The sequence below is a fragment of the Planococcus sp. CP5-4_YE genome (assembly GCF_019042655.1).
Taxonomy (GTDB): Bacteria; Bacillota; Bacilli; order Bacillales_A; family Planococcaceae; genus Planococcus.
The window spans coordinates 39,670-56,745 of the sequence record NZ_JAHPZO010000004.1 but is presented as its reverse complement, the minus strand read 5'-3'; the positions used below and the strand labels follow the sequence as shown (position 1 = coordinate 56,745).

Genomic DNA, 17,076 nt, shown 5'->3' with positions numbered 1-17,076 from the left:
ACTATTTAGTATATTGAGATTTTTCTGCACAAATGGTAAGCTTTGGGAGAACTATACATAGCTGACCACTGGGGGAGCCGGGATTGACTGGCTGAGACGAGCGAATGCTTGGACCCCTTGAACCTGATCTGGACCATGCCAGCGTAGGGAAGTGGTGCGTATGCTTCCTTATGCCTGCATACACCGCTTCCCCATGGGAAAGCGGTGTTTTTTTATGGGCTTTAGGAGTCATGCATAAGCTGAGAGGAGTTGAGACATTTTGGAGGAAACATGGGGCTATATGGAGTCGGGGCTTTGCACACCAGCCTACAATATGGCAATGGACGAAGCATTGATGAACTGGCAGCGCAAGACGGGCATGAAGCCTGTGCTCAGGTTTTACGGATGGGCACCAGCCGGAATTTCAGTAGGATTTTTCCAGAAGCTGAACGGCAGCATCGATATCGAAAAAGCTGCGCAATTGGGCATTCCCTTGGTCAGGAGGCAGACCGGTGGCAAAGCCGTGCTTCATGATCAGGAATTGACTTACAGCGTGGTGATTCCGGAACATCATCCATCCATGCCGAAATCAGTAAAGGAAGCGTATTTGGTCATTTCCCGAGGCTTGCTTGAAGGTTACTGCAATTTAGGGATTCAAGCACAACTGGCTGCTGACAAGAAGCGGTCGAAAGAATCTTCAGCGGTATGCTTTGAAGAACCGTCTTGGCATGAACTGACTGTTGAGGGAAGGAAAGCAGCAGGAAGCGCGCAGACAAGAAAACAAGGCATCATTTTGCAGCACGGCTCGATTCCGCTGCAGCTGGAGGAAAACCGATTGTTTGAATTGTTCATCTACCCGAGTGAAGCAGTGAAGGAAAGGGCACGCCAAGCTTTCCGTACACGCGCCGTAGCGATCAACGAGCTCGTGCAACAACCGGCAAGCTTAGAAGAAGTGCAGAAAGCATTCAAGGATGGATTTGAAACAGGGCTTGGCATACGCTTGGAAAAATTCGAACCGCCAGCTGAATTGCTGGAACAAGTACGCGTGCTCGAAGCCAAATACGCGAGTGAACAATGGAACCACAGACGAGAAGAGAGAGGGGAACTTATGCGATGACAAAGACAAAGCAGCGTGAACGTAAACCCGAATGGCTGAAAGTAAAATTGAACACGAATGAAACTTATAATGATTTGAAAAAATTGATGCGGGAGAAAAACTTGAATACGGTATGTGAGGAAGCGAGATGCCCAAATATCCATGAATGCTGGAGCGAGCGCCGCACCGCGACATTCATGATTTTAGGAGACACTTGTACACGGGCTTGCCGATTCTGCGCCGTCAAGACCGGTCTTCCGAATGAGCTCGATTGGGGCGAGCCGGAGCGTGTTGCAGAATCGACGGAAATAATGAACTTGAAACATGTGGTTGTTACAGCAGTGGCCCGGGATGACTTGAAAGACGGGGGAGCGGCAGTTTTTGCGGAGACGGTGCGCGCGATCCACCGGAAAATGCCGGAAACCACCGTCGAGATCTTGCCATCCGACATGAAAGGCGATTACGAAAGCTTGCATATGTTAATGAGCAGCGAACCGGATATTTTCAACCATAATATTGAAACGGTGCGGCGTCTGACAAAGCGCGTCCGTGCGAGAGCGACCTATGACCGTTCACTGGAATTGTTATTGCGGGTCAAGGAAATTGCACCGCATGTGCCGACCAAGTCGAGCATCATGGTGGGGCTCGGGGAAACGAAAGAAGAGATCATCGAGGCGATGGATGACCTGTTGGCGCACAAAGTCGACATCATGACGATCGGCCAGTATTTGCAGCCGACATTGAAGCATCTGGATGTCGTCCGTTACTACCACCCGGACGAATTCCAGGAATTGAAGGAAATCGCATTGGCCAAAGGTTTCAAGCATTGCGAGGCCGGCCCAATGGTGCGTTCTTCATACCATGCGGATGAGCAAGTGAACGAAACCGCTGTGCAGAAACGCATCAAATACATGAAAGGCGTCGAATCGACAGGCGCAAAAATTGATCGTATTGAATTTTAAATTAGCGAATCCAGTGTATATAAACCTTGGGGGCTTGAATTGAGAAAAATACTTACTGTGGCCATGCTGTTATCCACTGTGCTACTCGTTATGAGCGCATGGAGTCCTTTGCTTGTGATAGAGGAACCAGACCTCTTCGAATACGAAGGGGCGGCGGTCGGGAATAACAGTGCCGTCCTCAACACTTTTAACCGGCTGCCGGGTGCAGAGCATTTTACAGGCTTTGAATTGGAGACGAAACAACAGCCTTACGGAATTACCGCCTCTTACGATTGGCAGGAGACTGCGCTATCGGATAAGGAAACAGCGGCACATAACGCGACTTATTTATTTACGCTGCTCGACAATGTGGATTGGGTCCGATTTGACTTCGACACAGGAGCAAGCGTGGAGCAATACCGGCTAACGAGAGAACAATTGCAAGCTTGGTATGGAGTGGATTTGGCCGGAATTGATGAGCAAGAAAAACTGGAAGAGCTGCTCGCACAGTATTTGGATGAAAATCAAAAAATTGACGCGTTGCTAACACAATATTGAAACTGCATGAAACTTGAAAAAAATCTATTAATCCATTACGAATTAGAATGAAGTCGTTTTTTCTACATTCAATAATCAATGATCTTACTAAGTATTTGGAGAAGCGTTCGCTCGTAAAACCTTCTGCTCAATAATGCTTCGCATTACTTCGCAAAGATAAGTTCTCACGTAGTTCGACCTTATCTTTCCTGTGGGAGCAGCGAAGTGACGGGTTTGAGAGACCCCGCAGGCAATGAAGGAGCGAAGCTTAGCTGAGCACATTCATTTGCGACGCATCTGCTTGCAATATTTTTTGCGATGCATTTGCTTGCAAATGTGAGAGCAGATGTGGGAGCAACGGTTTTAGTGACGAGGAGGCTCGATTCCCGCCCCGAGGAAAGCGAGCGATAAGCTTCGGAAAATACGATTTATTACCTTTCTCGACAAAATGGAAAAGCAGCGGCATCGGCCGCTGCTTTTTGTGTTGAATCGTGCTGAAAAGATTTCCCGGGAAATGGGTAGGGAAAATCAATTATTTTGCGGTTTTCGCGACTTCTATGATCACTTGAGTTGCTTTTTCCATGTTTTCAGCAGAAATGAACTCGAATTTGCCATGATAGTTTTCGCCGCCAGTGAATATATTCGGTGTCGGCAAGCCCATATAGGATAATTGCGAGCCGTCCGTACCGCCGCGAATCGGCAGGATGTCAGGAGAAACTTCTACTGTCTTCATCGCTTGGGCTGCTTGCTCGACAATTTCCATGACCGGTTCGATTTTCTCGCGCATATTGTAATATTGATCTTCGAGCTCCAGTTCGATTGCTTCTTTGCCGAATTCTTCTTGCAAGCTTGCCGCTACTTGTTCCATGTGGCGTTTTTTCGCTTCGAATTTATCTTTATCGAAATCGCGGACGATATACTGGAGCATCGCTTGTTCGACAGTGCCATTGAAGTTATTCAAATGGATAAATCCTTCGTAACCTTCTGTTTTCTCAGGTACTTCATTAGCAGGCATTTCTGCTTGGAAGCGGGCGGCAACCGTGATGGCATTGACCATTTTATTTTTTGCGGAACCCGGATGAACGCTCGTTCCGTGCACAGTCAGTTTTGCGCTCGCGGCATTAAAGCTTTCATATTGAAGCTCGCCAAGCGGCCCTCCATCCATCGTATATGCATAGTCGGCGCCGAAGCGGGCGACATCAAATTTATGCGGGCCGCGGCCGATTTCTTCATCCGGCGTGAAGCCGACGCGGATTTTGCCGTGTTCGATTTCTGGATGTTCGATCAGGTATTTCATCGCTGTCATGATTTCAGCAATTCCTGCTTTATTGTCGGCGCCAAGCAAGGTAGTGCCATCCGTCGTGATCAAGGTATGGCCGATGTAGTTCTGCAGAGCCGGGAAATCCGCCGTTTTCATCGACACCTTGTCGCTTAATGGAATGTCTTTGCCGTCATAGTTTTCAATACGCTGCGGATTTACGTCTTTTCCGGTAAAGTCGGTCGCTGTATCAACATGTGCTAAGAAACCAATGACAGGGCGCGGTTTTTCCGTATTTGCCGGCAAAGTGCCGAACAAATAGCCGTGCTCATCAACTTCGACTTCTTCTAAACCAATACTTTTCATTTCTTTTTCCAATTCGTTCAGTAAATCCCATTGTCCAAGAGTTGAAGGTGTTGCATCATTTTCGAAATTGGATTGTGTGTCGATTTTAGCATAGCGCACTAGGCGTTCGATCAAATGCTCGATCATGGTAAAGCCTCCTATGTATGTAATGTTTCTATTTTAGCACGAAATTTGATGGGTATAGAAAAAAACAGCGCCGCAACGCTGTTTTTCTACTCTTGTTGCTTGTGGGCAAGTGACCGCGTATGGGCGTGTTTGACTTGAGCCAATAAAGCATGTTCCGTCAGCAAACGGTAACCTGTTTGGGCTAATGCTTTTGCGCCCCGGATTAATGCCTCATCGCCTGCTTTTGAACGGGCGGCTTCCTGAAATTCTTCGCTATGGGCAATGAGGCTTTCGGGGCCTATTTTGATATAGCCATGGGCAGTCGGCACTTCGTAACTAATGTTGCCGGCATCGGTCGATCCGAGTCCAGAAATACGCGAAGCGGCTACTTGATCGCCCAAAGCTTCAAGTTCAGCTTTGAGGATTTCATCGAGTTCAGGCGTGACGACAAGGTCTTTCACTTCATTCTGGAAACGTTCGATGTCGACACGGGCGCCTGTTGCAAGGGCAGCGCCTTCAGCGATGGCACGCACTTTTTGCGCCGTCTCTGCTGTCTTTTTCCAAGAGTCGCCGCGGATATAAAAGCGGGCAGAAGCGTATTCCGGGATGATATTGGGCGCATCGCCCCCGTGCGTGATGATGCCATGCACCCGCGCATCATCCGGCAATTGCTGGCGAAGGGCGTTGATGCCGTTAAACAATTGGAGTACGGCATCGAGTGCATTGATACCTTTTTCAGGGGATCCGGCAGCATGGGCCGGCTTGCCGTAGAAATGAAAACTCAGCGGGTCGACAGCAAGCGAAGGGCCAGTAACAGCCGAATTGCCTGAAGGGTGAAGCATCAATGCGGCATCGATTTTTTCTAGAAGTCCGTGTTTGACGAAACTGCCTTTCGCGCTGCCATTCGGCCCGCCTTCTTCGGCGGGGGTGCCGAGAACGACGACGCGCCCGCCTGTCAATTCCAAGGTTTTACTGAGCGCAATCGCCGCTGCGACACTGGTCGTGCCGATAATATTGTGTCCGCATGCATGGCCGAGACCCGGCAAAGCGTCGTATTCAGCTAGAAACGCGATGGTCGGCCCTGGCTTTTGGCTGTCGCGGACCGCGTAAAAGGCAGTGTGGTGGCCAGCGACACCGTCTTCCACCTGGAATCCGGCTTCTTCGAGCAATCCGGTCAAGAGCCCGCTCGCGAACACTTCTTCATTGCCGATTTCAGGATTTTCATGGATGGCATGGCTGATGCGTAAATATTGTGCGCGGTTCTTGTCGATCGATTCCGTAATCGTCTCGCGTGCTTCGCTAATGATGGTCATGTAATGGTCCCCCTCGAATGGAATTTCATTTTTCAGCGGCGTGCAACTGCAGAGTGACTGTCTTCTTATTGGTAATCAACTAATTCTTCAACCGAAACGAAAGTCGGGATTTGAGCGCCTTCTGTGTGCTCGATGACAAATTCAGCTGTGTCTTCTTCCTGGTACAATTCCACGATGCGCTGATACGCTTCGTTATCTTCTTCGCCAGCTTGCGCGGCTATCAAGTTGATATAAGGTTTTGCCGTATCGCTTTCACGGGCAATCGGGTCTTCTGTCGGATTTAATCCAGCATCCACTGCGATGCCGTTATTGACGATGGAAGCAGCGACGTCAGCCATAGCGCGCGGTGTATGGGCGGAAGTCATTGGGACGACTTCAATGTTTTTCGGGTTGTCGATAATGTCTTCTGCTGTCCCGGTCAATCCTGCATCATCGGATAAGGTGATAAGCCCGGATTCATCGAGCAAGAGGAGTGCGCGGCCCATGTTGGTCGCTTCGTTCGGCATAGCGATTTGGGCACCTTCCGGTAGTTCTTCAACCGATTCGTATTTATCAGAATATAAGCCCATCGGTGCAATGACGGTAGAGCCGATCGGTACGATATCGACATTGTGCTCTTCGACAAATTCATCGAAATACGAGATGGTCTGGAAGGCGTTCAAGTCCAGTTCGCCTTCAGCGAGTGCCAAGTTCGGCGCAACATAATCCGAGAAGGTGATGATATCGAGTTCAATGCCTTCTTCAGCCGCTTTGTCGCCGACATAATCCCAGATCGTCGTGTCCGATCCACTGATGCCGAGTGTCACTTTCGTGGTTTCGCCGGCAGAGCTATCGTCTCCGCACGCGGTAAGAAGTGTAGCCAATCCTGCTGTAGCTAAAATTGCTGTCATTTTTTTCATGATGAAATCCTCCAATGTTTTTTTAAGTAAGTGATTTGATTGAAATGTATTGCTGTGCATAAATGAACTTAACTGCGGCGCACTTTGCGGGACATGAAGTTGCCGAGCGATTGGACGCCCTGCACCAGGACGACCAGAATGGCGACAGTCAACAGCATGACCAATGTGTCGAAGCGCTGATAGCCGTATGTGATGGCCAAGTCACCGAGCCCGCCGCCACCAATGGCACCGGCCATAGCGGATGCGCCGATCAAGCCGACGATAGCGATCGTCAACGCCAAAACAAGTGAACTCAGCGCTTCCGGGATTAGGAAGCGAAAAATAATTTGTCCGGGAGAAGCACCCATCGCCTGAGCGGCTTCGATGACGCCTTTATCGACTTCGAGCAAAGAGTTCTCGATGAGCCGGGCGATGTAAGGCCCTGCGTAAAATACTAAGGGGACGATGGCTGCAGCTGTACCGATTGATGTTCCAACGATAATGCGGGTCAGCGGAATGATGGCGACCATCAAGATGATGAACGGAACCGAACGGAAGATGTTAATGACGATATTCAATACGTTAAAGACCGCTTCGTTTTCGAGCAGGTGGCCTTTTCTCGTGACAACCAGCAAGATGCCGAGGGGCAAGCCGATGAAGAGCGAGAACACGAAGGATGCACCGGTCATGTAAAGTGTCTCCCATAAAGCTTCTAAAATTTGCGATTGATCAACCTGCATGTTGCTGCACCTCCTCTACTTGAATGTTATCGTTTCGGATCGAGGCGAGTGCGCGATCGATTTCTGCGTGTGCGCCGTCGAATTCCACAATCAAATTGCCGTATGGAATGCCTTGAAGTTCTGTAATATTACCGAACAGCACATTTAAATCGAGCTGGAATTCACGCGATACCCGTGACATGAAGGGCTGGCCGACTGAATTTCCGGTGAACTGCACCCGGTAGATCGGACGCGCCCCGTCATTGTGACGGATCTGTTCAAGCAGCGAATCTGGCAATTCATCGTTCATGACCGAACGGACAAAACGCTTCGTCGTCGTGTGCTGGGGATTGGTGAACACTTCAAACACGCTGCCTTGCTCAATGACGCGTCCTTCTTCAAGTACGGCTACTTTGTCGCAGATTTCCCGAATGACACCCATTTCGTGGGTAATGAGCAAGATGGTGATGTTGTATTCCTGATTGATGCGGCGCAGCAGATCCAAGATGGACTGGGTCGTCTGCGGGTCAAGTGCTGAAGTTGCTTCGTCGCATAGCAATATGGATGGGTTTGTGGCGAGTGCCCGCGCAATGCCAATTCGCTGCTTTTGCCCGCCGGACAGTTGGTCAGGGTATTTTTTAGCCTGTTCGGCAAGCCCGACAAATTCCAATAGTTCCGCCACTTTCCGGTCGACTTCCGCTTTCGGGGTCTTGGCGAGGAGTAGCGGCATCGCGATATTATGGTGCACTGTTTTCGAGTTCAGCAAATTGAAATGCTGGAAAATCATGCCGATATTTTTTCGTGTATCGCGGATTTTTCGTGCGCTTAACGTGGAAATATCCTCTCCATGGATGAGCACGCGTCCTTTGGAAGGGCGCTCGAGCAAATTCACCGTGCGGATCAACGAGCTTTTTCCTGCGCCGCTAAATCCGATGACGCCGTAGATCTCGCCAGTTTCGACGTTCAGATCGATGCCATTGAGCGCGTGGACTTGCTGTTTGCCGGATACATAAGTTTTCTTGACTGCTTCAAATTGAATCATGGTGTCCCTCCTGTGGCTACAAATAAAAAAACGAATGAGTGCGAACGAACACTTTCTTGAAATAACAATAAAAAAACCCTCTTTTTTCTTATACGCAAGAAAAAAGAGGGCTCCAAAATATGAAACCACCTCATTCTCATCTTCCAAATGCTGAAGCATTTGCAGGAATTAGCACAGTTTTCGCTAGTTTGCGAATCTGCTGCCGAAACGTCATAGGGCCTGTCCCTCGGTTTCTCTGGATAAGAAAGTGATGTAAGCTATTCAATTCGTGATTCCTACTCTATTTCGAAATAGCGAAAAAGTCAACGACTTTCCTAATATTTTTTTCAGGCTGATGAATTGCTTGTAATAGTTAAAATTTTTAGAAAAATATACTTGACTTTATCTTGCGCTGTCCTCTATACTTTTCCACAAGCAAAAAATAACTGAATACTCTTATCACGAGAGGCGGAGGGAATAGGCCCTACGATGCCCGGCAACCAACAGGCTCATGTCTGGAAAGGTGCTAAATCCTACAGCGCGCATTTGCGTCGCTGAAAGATAAGAGGAGGCAAATCCGTAACTAACGGCCCTCTTCTTTCTGAAGAGGGTCTTTTTGTGTCCTCCTCAAACCGAACAAAACCAATAGAAAACAGGAGGAATTGACAATGACAAAATTCAAACCAGAAACTCTACTATTACATGGTGGCCAAGAACCGGATCCAGTGACAGGCGCACGTGGCGTACCGGTCCACAAAACGACTTCTTATGTATTCAAAGATACCGAGCACGCACAAAATCTATTCGGCTTGAAAGAAACGGGCAATATTTATTCGCGCATCATGAACCCGACAGTCGATGTGTTTGAACAGCGCGTCGCACTTCTTGAAGGCGGTACTGCTGCAGTAGCTTTGTCTTCAGGGATGGCCGCCATTGCATTTTCAGTTTTGAACATTGCGGAAGCAGGCGACGAAATTGTTGCCGACAGCAATTTATATGGAGGAACCTATAATCTATTCGCCAACACATTACCGCGCTATGGCATTAACGTGAAATTCGTCGATGCCACCGACCCTGAAAATTTCCGTGCAGCGATCACGGACAAGACGAAAGCCTTGTTCGGTGAAATTATCGGGAATCCAAGTTTGAACGTGTTCGACGTCGAGCGGATAGCTAATATCGCACATGAAAATGGCGTACCGCTTTTGATTGATAATACATTCGCGTCGCCTTTCGTCAGCAACCCGATTGAATTCGGTGCAGACGTGGTCATCCATTCAGCAACGAAATGGATTGGCGGGCACGGGACAACGATCGGCGGCGTAGCGGTCGATGCCGGGCGCTTTAACTGGGACAACCCGCGCTTCCCGAATTACACGGAGCCGGATGAATCCTATCACGGCATCCGCTTCGGCATCGATGTGCCAGAAGCGGCATTCGCAACGAAATTGCGCGTTCAGCTATTGCGTGATTTCGGTCCATCGCTCAGCGCGGACAGCGCCCATGCACTGCTCCAGGGACTTGAAACTTTGCATCTCCGGATTCCGCGCCATGCGACGAATGCGCAGAAGGTCGCGGAGTATTTGAAAGACCATCCGCAAGTCGAGTGGGTCAATTACCTTGGTTTAGAAGACCATCCATCCAAAACACTTGCTGATAAATACTTGAAAGACAGCTATGGTTCGATCGTCAATTTCGGCATCAAAGGCGGACGGGAAGCCGGCCGCAAAGTGATCGATGGCGTTAATTTATGGTCGCACGTGGCGAATGTCGGCGATGCGAAATCATTAATCATCCATCCGGCGTCCACAACGCACCAGCAATTGACGGCGGAAGAGCTGAAAAAGTCAGGCGTCACGGAAGAATTGATCCGCTTGTCTGTAGGATTGGAAAACCACGAAGACTTGATTGCCGATTTGGAGCAAGCGATCCAAGCGGCAGTACTCGAGAACGCGTAAGGAGGGATTCGGATGACGACAGTATCCATCGGCCAGCTGAAACTTGAATCTGATCAACTATTGCCCGAAGTGGAATTGGCGTATGAACGCGTCGGAGAAAGTTCTGCGCCGGCGATTCTGGTTTGCCACGCGTTGACTGGTGATCAATTTGCAGTGGGAACTGCAGATCAACCGGGCTGGTGGGAAGGGCTGATCGGCCATGAAAAAGCAGTGGATACTGGTCAGTTCCAAGTCATCACATTCAATGTACTTGGCGGCTGCAATGGCTCGACCGGCCCGCTTTCAGTCAATCCAGAAACCGGTGAGCCTTACCGTGCGTCATTTCCTGAACTGACCATCCGGGATATGGTGAGAGCAGAACGGAAAGCTCTGGAGCTACTGGGCATCGACCATCTGGCAGCGGTAATCGGTGGTTCTCTCGGTGGCATGAAAACCTTGGAATGGGCACGGCTGTACCCAGAGTTTCTGGATACGGCAATCGCACTTGCGGTGACCCCCTATTACGGCGATTATGGCGTTGCATTCAATCACATCGGCATTCAGGCAATCGAAAACGATCCCGAATTCCAGTCAGGTGATTATCATCCAGAAACCAGGCTGAAAGGATTTGAAATCGCGCGCATGGCCGGCATGGTGACGTACCGGAGCAGCCAATTATTCAATGGCCGCTTCGGCCGTGCACGCTGCGGAGAAAATTTTGAAGTTCAGTCCTATCTAGATTATCAAGGGCGCAAATTGGCGGGGCGTTTCGACCCGAATAGCTATCTCGTTTTGCTAAAAGCCATGAATACACACGATATGGAAGAGGCGGAAATAGCCACTGAACTGCTTTCGATCTCTTATAGCCATGATTTATTGTATCCAGGTGAATTGATGATTCCATGGGTCGAAAACCAGCTAAATGCCAACTGGGAAAAGATCGAAACGGATTTTGGCCATGACGGGTTCTTGGTGGAATTTGAAAAATGGGCACATCACGTACAGGCTCAATTGCAGAAAACGGTGAATGCCAAAAGCCATGTATTAGCATAAACTTGTTAATCAAAAAAGATCGGAGCCGTTTAGGCTCCGATCTTTTTCTCGTTTCGTCAATCCTCGTCTTTGACATCAACATCATTGGGGATCGGCGTATTATTCCATTCTTCCTGCTCAAGTTTCTCAACTTCAAGCTGTTGGAAGTGGGTTTCGAACTGGGAGGTGTTGATCAAGTATTGTTCTCCGTCATGGACTGCGCGAATCCGGCCTTCAAGTACGTAACGGTTGACTTGCTCTTCCGGCATTGACAAAAAAAAGGCAGTTTCTGGGACTGTCATATACATGCGATCGCCTCCTCTTTTCTTTTATTATAATGCTATTTGAGCCCTATCTCAAATCATCCGTGCCGTGGTATGTTTAGGGAGGATGAATGAATTTTCCATAATCTAGCACAAGAGCGGCCATTTTTTTCAGCCATGCTATAAAGATCATTTAAACTTTAGAGAGAGAAAGCGGTGAAAACTGATGCAAGTGAAGGCATACATATGGGTGTTATTCGCAGCAATGCTTTGGGGAACGACTGGGACAGCCCAGACTTTTATAGTGGGAGAAGCCCATCCTTTGACGATCGGGGCAGCTCGCCTCGCAATTGGCGGTTTTGGCCTGCTGGTTTTTGTATGGATTTCAGGACAGCTGAAAGGCGTAAGAATTCCATGGCGGTGGGTTGGCCTTTCTGCATTGTGCATGGCTTTGTTCCAGCCTTTCTTTTTTTCAGCCGTGCAATTGACGGGTGTCGCGATTGGGACGGTCGTGGCAATCGGTAGCGCACCAGCTTTTTCGGGAATCCTGGAAGCGCTCGTATTGAAGCGCAAGCCTGAGCGTGTTTGGGCGTTTTCAAGTGTCTTATCCGTGACAGGGTGCATCTTGCTTTTTGCGAATCGCGATAGCTACATCGTCGACCCATTCGGCGTGATGCTCGGGCTGCTCGCCGGTTTGGCATTTGCGGGGTATGCCATGTTCAGCAAAAATGTTTTGGTCCTCATGGAAGTGGTGCCCGCGGTGGCCGTGATCTTTTCCCTCAGCGGTCTTGGTTTATTGCCATTTCTGGTTTTCCTAGATACCGGCTATTTAGCGGAACCGCAAAACTTGATGCTCGTTGTTTATCTGGGCTTTGCCGCGACGAGTCTTGCCTACCTATTATTCTCGAGCGGATTGAAAATCATTCCTTCATCCTCTGCGGTCACCTTATCGCTAGCAGAGCCGCTGACAGCTTCTGTTTTGGGAGTTGCTGTCGTCGGTGAAGCGCTAAGCGGGCAGTCTTGGGTAGGGGTGGCATTGTTGATCGGTGGCATTGCGCTGCTTGCATTCGGCAAATACCGCAAAGCTTAAGAGTTTCTTCAGAATTTGAATGGGCTCCACTTAAGAATTTCATTCTATACTTAAACCAGAAATGAAAAGAGGTGGGACGTGTGGAACAGCTGACAGTCATGGTGGCAGATGATGACCAGGAAATTCGGGAAGGCATCAGCATCTATTTGAAAAATGAAGGTTTTCTGGTAGTGGGGGCAGCAGATGGCCAGGAAGCGCTCGATTTGCTGGAAACGACGCAAGTGCATCTGGTCATCATGGATATTATGATGCCAAAGCTTGACGGCATCCATTCAACATTCAAGATCCGTGAAAAACGCAATATCCCGATCATTATGCTGAGTGCCAGAAGCGAGGAGTCCGATAAAATCCATGGCTTGTCGATTGGTGCAGACGATTACGTGACCAAGCCTTTCCATCCGATGGAATTGATGGCACGAGTGAAATCCCAACTCAGACGTTACGTGATGCTTGGGAACTATGGTCAGTCCAGCCATACGCTTGAAATAGATGGGTTGAGGCTAGATTCAGAGTCGAAAACGGTGACGATAGACGGTGAGGAAATCCGCATGACACCGACGGAATTCAATATAACTGAATTATTGATGCAGCATCCGGGCCGTGTCTTTTCCATCGGCGAAATCTACGAGCGCGTATGGCGGGAGCCGGCATATAATGCAGAGAATATCGTCGCTGTACATATCCGTAAAATCCGGGAAAAGATCGAGGCAGATCCGAAAAATCCGAGATATGTGAAGGTGGTGTGGGGCATTGGCTACAAAATGGAAAAATGATCTTTGGTCAGTCGCTGCGATTGCGGTTGCTGCGGTATGCCTCATCTACTGCTCTTCTTTTATTTTGGACTTTGTCATCAAGTCGCCGGAAGATTTGCTTGCGACACTCCGCCACTTAACAAAGGGAGATACATAATATGAAGAAATGGATGTGGCTTGCCGGCCTTTCCTTATTGCTCTTATGCTTATGGACCGTCATGGAAAAAGGATCGGGTTATTTCGGCAAGGCGTATACGAACACACAATCTTTTCGTTATGATTTTGACAGGTTTACGGACGGGCTGCTGCTGTTCGAACTGGCCCCGCCAACATCCACTGTCGATCAATCGGTCACTTCCTGGGAACTCGACCAATACCGCATGGATCATACTTCCCTGACTGACCAGATTCAGATGGTCCGGGATCAATATGCGGATGCGATTTCAGCGGCAGAGGAAGAAGGTGACAGCTCTTTAGTGGCAGAATTGGAAGAGCAGCGCGGAGAGGAAATTTCCGCTGTGCGTGAAAATTTTTCCAACGACGAAGCTGCGAAAAAAGCGATTATCGAGCAACGTGAAGCGGATTATGAAGAATCGCTCCGGCAATTGTCAGAACAGCAAGGGCAATTTGAAGGCCAAGCTTCAGGGTATGTTTATCAATTACGGGATTTGGACAGCGGAGAAGTATTCACCAAAGGCACAATTAGCGATGAGCCTTATTTCGAACAAATGTATTCTGCACAAGAGCCGCTTTATTTCAGTAATGGTTATTGGAGTTTTGACTTTCCGTACGACGATGCTAACAGCACGCTGGCCGATAACCGCTTTTCAGGAGTTATTCAAATACCTGAAAAAGGAGTAGCAGGTGCTTCGGTGATTAGCGGGATAAACCAATTCCGACTGCTCAAGTTCTTTCTGTATTTCCTATTGGCTGCAGTAGCAGCTAGTGCATGGTGGCTGTTCAAAAAGCGGCCGGTCCAGATAGCGTGGTATACCGGATTAACCAGCTATCACAACTGGCGAAAACTCGCTGTCGAGTGGAAGCTTATCGGATTCATCGTATCGGCTGCGTTCGCTTTGGTAGCTGCAAACCATTTCGCGGCGTTATTGACAAGGCCGTGGGAAGGGGGGAGTGTCTCTCTTCCAAGTGTCTTCATTGCGCTGGCACTCGCAGTTCTGTTCTGGGCGCTGACTATATTGCAGGCAATTTGGTTATGGCAGCATTTCGGCAAATGGAGTTGCTTTAAAGAAGAAATTCTGCAAAGTTTCACCGCCTCCCAGGTTTATTCGGCGAAAGATGCGTTTCTCAACCGCACAATCGGCTTCCAGATGGCCTGGGTGCTAGCAGTAGTGTTTTTATGGGGCGCCGGAACAGCACTCATGATATTACAACCGGTTGTAGTCATTGTTTGGCTGCCGGCTACAGTATTGCTCGGGCTGCCATCGCTGCTGTTTTTAATGACGCGCTTTGGTTATTTGAACCGGCTGCTCAAAGGGACGGAACAGTTGGCTGCCGGAAGCTTGGGGGCGGAATTGAAAGTGAAAGGCAAGTCACCTCTTAGTAGACATGCCTAACATTTGAATGTGTTGCGTGAAGGTTACAAGGCATCGGTCTCTGAACGGGCAAAAAGCGAGCGCCTGAAAACCGAGCTGATCACCAATGTCAGCCATGATCTCCGCACGCCGCTCACTTCGATCATCACCTATACGGATCTATTGAAAAATGAAGATCTAGGAGATGAAGAGCGGCGGAAATACGTCGACATACTCGACCGGAAATCAGAGCGCTTGAAAGTACTTATCGAAGATTTATTCGAAGTCTCGAAAATGGCTAGCGGAAACGTAGAACTCTCAAAGCAGCACTTGGATATGAAGCAACTGGTCACACAAGCCTTGGCAGAGCATGAGGAAGCGGTGCAGGAAGCAGAACTTGACGTCCGCATTACAGCGCCGGACCATCCTGTGTATGCTTCGGTCGACGGCCAGAAGTGGTGGCGCCTTCTCGACAACTTGATCTTGAACGCCACCAAGTATTCATTACCGGGAAGCCGTGTCTATATTGCGCTGGCAGAACAAGCCGATGAACTGGCCATAACGATTAAAAATATCACGCGCTACGAACTGGGCGACAATACGGAGGAATTGCTCGAACGTTTCAAGCGCGGGGACGCTTCGCGGCAAACCAAAGGTTCGGGGCTTGGGCTTGCCATTGCCCAGTCCATTGTGGATCTTCACGGCGGGCAGATGAAACTGGAAGTGGACGGTGACCTGTTCAAAGTAACCGTCCTGTTGCCGAATCATCAATAGGCGAATGAATATAAGAAACCGATGACGGGGCTGCTGTCTTCGGTTTTTTGCGTAGTTCGGGAAAACCATTGTTTCACTATAAAATTAAGTTGGGATCAAGCTTGGAATGGCATCAGATTGCGTTTAGGAAAAATATAAGGGGGGATACTAAAAATGAACCATTAAATTGTAAAGGAGATGAAACATTTGAATGATGTAACCAATTCATTCCAGAATGTCGGAAATACGATCATCAATTACATTCCGAACATTCTTGGCGCCCTCTTATTGCTTGTTGTAGCGTGGCTCGTCGCAACAGTTGTCAAAGCGATTTTCTCGAAAGGGCTAAAAAAAGTCGGTGCTGACAACGCCATGGTCAAAGGCCATATGGCCAAAACGAAGGAAGACGCGGATGACAAACTGGACTCTATCGGAAAAATTCTTTATTATTTGATTTTCATCCTGTTCATTCCAAGTGTATTGCAAGCGCTCGACATGAATAATGTCGCCCAGCCGATTTCGAACATGATGGACAAGTTCCTGGCATTCCTGCCAAACCTGTTCATGGCGCTCTTGATACTGGTGATTGGCTACTTTATCGCGAAGTTCGTCAAGAAGTTGGTAGAGAGCTTATTGGCCACGATGAACATCGACAAATGGTTCAATAAAATGACCAATAAATCCGGCACGAATGAGCGGGTGGCACCAAGCGACCAAAACACGCTCGCTAAAGTTTTGGCAAATGTAGTTTTTGTCATCGTGCTTATCCCAATCGTGACGGTAGCGCTCGAGACCTTGAACATCGAATCGATCTCGCAACCGATCGTATCGATGCTTGACCAAGTGCTCGGAATGATCCCGAATATCTTTGTCGGCATCATCCTTATCCTGGCAGGTGTCTTCATCGCGAAATTCGTTGCGGATTTGTTGATTGGCCTATTGAATGGCACAGGGATCAATCGTTTCTCTTCCTATTTGAGCCCTGACAAAAACAAAGAACCGTCATTTGATATTGCCCAAATCATCGGCAAGATCGTCCAGGCAATCATCATCATCTTCTTTGTTGTCGAAGCGATGAATGTCCTGCAACTCGATGTATTGAATTCCATTGGCAACGCGGTCATCGCGTATTTGCCGCTATTGATTAGTTCCCTGATTATCCTGGGTCTCGGGCTCATCGGTGGCAGTATGCTAGGAAACTACATTACACGTGCTTCAGGCAATAGATTATTCGGCGGCATCGTGAAATATGCGATCTTTATTATCGCGATTTTCATGACGCTTGATCAACTGAATTTTGCTTCGAACATTGTCAATCTTGCCTTCCTGTTTATCATTGCAGGACTTGCGGTAGCCTTTGCCATCGCCTTTGGAATTGGCGGGCGTGACTTCGCAAAAAACCAATTGGCTAAAATGGAAAAGAAAATGAAAGAAGAAGACAATAAACCAAATATGTAAGCGGAATTCTGCTGCGCCTGGCATATGCTAAGGCGCAGTTTTTTTA

17 protein-coding genes and 3 riboswitches are annotated in these 17,076 nt (G+C 48.6%); of the genes, 11 read left to right on the top strand and 6 right to left on the bottom strand.

Annotated elements, in window-relative coordinates:
- Positions 1–60 precede the first annotated feature (60 nt).
- A riboswitch (TPP riboswitch) is annotated at positions 61–167 on the top strand.
- An 89-nt stretch (positions 168–256) separates the two neighbouring features.
- The 3 genes from KTG14_RS06835 (at position 257) to KTG14_RS06825 (ending at position 2,574) form a co-directional block, all read left to right on the top strand.
- Complete coding sequence (locus KTG14_RS06835) at positions 257–1,096, top strand: lipoate--protein ligase family protein (protein WP_216970385.1); 840 nt, start codon at positions 257–259, stop codon at positions 1,094–1,096.
- Entirely contained in the window at positions 1,093–2,037 is a 945-nt protein-coding gene (lipA, locus tag KTG14_RS06830) for a lipoyl synthase (RefSeq protein ID WP_121298558.1), read from the top strand. The genes KTG14_RS06835 and lipA overlap by 4 nt, the downstream gene beginning before the upstream one ends.
- Before the next feature lie 114 nt (positions 2,038–2,151).
- Positions 2,152–2,574 (top strand): DUF4825 domain-containing protein, encoded by a 423-nt coding sequence (locus tag KTG14_RS06825; protein WP_216970223.1) that lies wholly within the window; start codon positions 2,152–2,154, stop codon positions 2,572–2,574.
- A gap of 511 nt (positions 2,575–3,085) precedes the next feature.
- Here the strand turns inward: KTG14_RS06825 and pepT are convergent.
- From pepT to KTG14_RS06800, 5 genes are all read right to left on the bottom strand, one after another.
- Entirely contained in the window at positions 3,086–4,303 is a 1,218-nt protein-coding gene (gene pepT, locus KTG14_RS06820) for a peptidase T (RefSeq protein WP_216970222.1), read from the bottom strand.
- 86 nt (positions 4,304–4,389) lie between these two features.
- Positions 4,390–5,595 carry a M20 family metallopeptidase gene (locus KTG14_RS06815; RefSeq protein ID WP_216970221.1) on the bottom strand — a complete coding sequence of 402 codons (1,206 nt, stop codon included), beginning with the start codon at positions 5,593–5,595 and terminating at the stop codon, positions 4,390–4,392.
- A 65-nt stretch (positions 5,596–5,660) separates the two neighbouring features.
- Complete coding sequence (locus KTG14_RS06810) at positions 5,661–6,494, bottom strand: MetQ/NlpA family ABC transporter substrate-binding protein (RefSeq protein ID WP_216970220.1); 834 nt, start codon at positions 6,492–6,494, stop codon at positions 5,661–5,663.
- A 68-nt stretch (positions 6,495–6,562) separates the two neighbouring features.
- Complete coding sequence (locus KTG14_RS06805; RefSeq protein ID WP_216970219.1) at positions 6,563–7,213, bottom strand: methionine ABC transporter permease; 651 nt, start codon at positions 7,211–7,213, stop codon at positions 6,563–6,565.
- Positions 7,203–8,234, bottom strand: a complete 1,032-nt coding sequence (locus KTG14_RS06800) for a methionine ABC transporter ATP-binding protein (protein ID WP_216970218.1) — start codon at positions 8,232–8,234, stop codon at positions 7,203–7,205. The genes KTG14_RS06805 and KTG14_RS06800 overlap by 11 nt, the downstream gene beginning before the upstream one ends.
- A 133-nt stretch (positions 8,235–8,367) precedes the next feature.
- A riboswitch (SAM riboswitch) is annotated at positions 8,368–8,480 on the bottom strand.
- A gap of 186 nt (positions 8,481–8,666) precedes the next feature.
- Positions 8,667–8,781, top strand: a riboswitch (SAM riboswitch).
- A gap of 100 nt (positions 8,782–8,881) precedes the next feature.
- Here KTG14_RS06800 and KTG14_RS06795 point away from each other — a divergent pair.
- A complete protein-coding gene (locus KTG14_RS06795; protein WP_216970217.1) occupies positions 8,882–10,171 on the top strand; it encodes an O-acetylhomoserine aminocarboxypropyltransferase/cysteine synthase family protein in 1,290 nt (429 codons plus the stop codon).
- 12 nt (positions 10,172–10,183) lie between these two features.
- Positions 10,184–11,203 carry a homoserine O-acetyltransferase MetX gene (gene metX / locus KTG14_RS06790; protein ID WP_216970216.1) on the top strand — a complete coding sequence of 340 codons (1,020 nt, stop codon included), beginning with the start codon at positions 10,184–10,186 and terminating at the stop codon, positions 11,201–11,203.
- A 56-nt stretch (positions 11,204–11,259) separates the two neighbouring features.
- Here metX and KTG14_RS06785 read toward each other — a convergent pair whose 3' ends face one another.
- Positions 11,260–11,490, bottom strand: coding sequence for a MerR family transcriptional regulator (locus tag KTG14_RS06785; protein ID WP_216970215.1), 231 nt, complete (start codon positions 11,488–11,490; stop codon positions 11,260–11,262).
- Positions 11,491–11,671: 181 nt separating this feature from the next.
- Between KTG14_RS06785 and KTG14_RS06780 the strand changes: the two genes are divergently transcribed.
- The 6 genes from KTG14_RS06780 (at position 11,672) to KTG14_RS06755 (ending at position 17,030) form a co-directional block, all read left to right on the top strand.
- Entirely contained in the window at positions 11,672–12,535 is an 864-nt protein-coding gene (locus tag KTG14_RS06780) for an EamA family transporter (RefSeq protein WP_216970214.1), read from the top strand.
- Positions 12,536–12,615: 80 nt separating this feature from the next.
- On the top strand, positions 12,616–13,308 hold the full coding sequence (locus tag KTG14_RS06775) for a response regulator transcription factor (RefSeq protein WP_216970213.1): 693 nt from the start codon (positions 12,616–12,618) through the stop codon (positions 13,306–13,308).
- Positions 13,286–13,444 (top strand): hypothetical protein, encoded by a 159-nt coding sequence (locus tag KTG14_RS06770; RefSeq protein WP_216970212.1) that lies wholly within the window; start codon positions 13,286–13,288, stop codon positions 13,442–13,444. The genes KTG14_RS06775 and KTG14_RS06770 overlap by 23 nt, the downstream gene beginning before the upstream one ends.
- Before the next feature lies 1 nt (position 13,445).
- Positions 13,446–14,861: a hypothetical protein gene (locus KTG14_RS06765; protein ID WP_216970211.1), complete on the top strand. Its 1,416-nt coding sequence runs from the start codon at positions 13,446–13,448 to the stop codon at positions 14,859–14,861.
- Positions 14,862–14,870: 9 nt separating this feature from the next.
- Positions 14,871–15,593, top strand: a complete 723-nt coding sequence (locus tag KTG14_RS06760) for a sensor histidine kinase (protein ID WP_308461979.1) — start codon at positions 14,871–14,873, stop codon at positions 15,591–15,593.
- Positions 15,594–15,779: 186 nt separating this feature from the next.
- A complete protein-coding gene (locus tag KTG14_RS06755) occupies positions 15,780–17,030 on the top strand; it encodes a mechanosensitive ion channel (protein ID WP_216970209.1) in 1,251 nt (416 codons plus the stop codon).
- Positions 17,031–17,076: the final 46 nt, after the last annotated feature.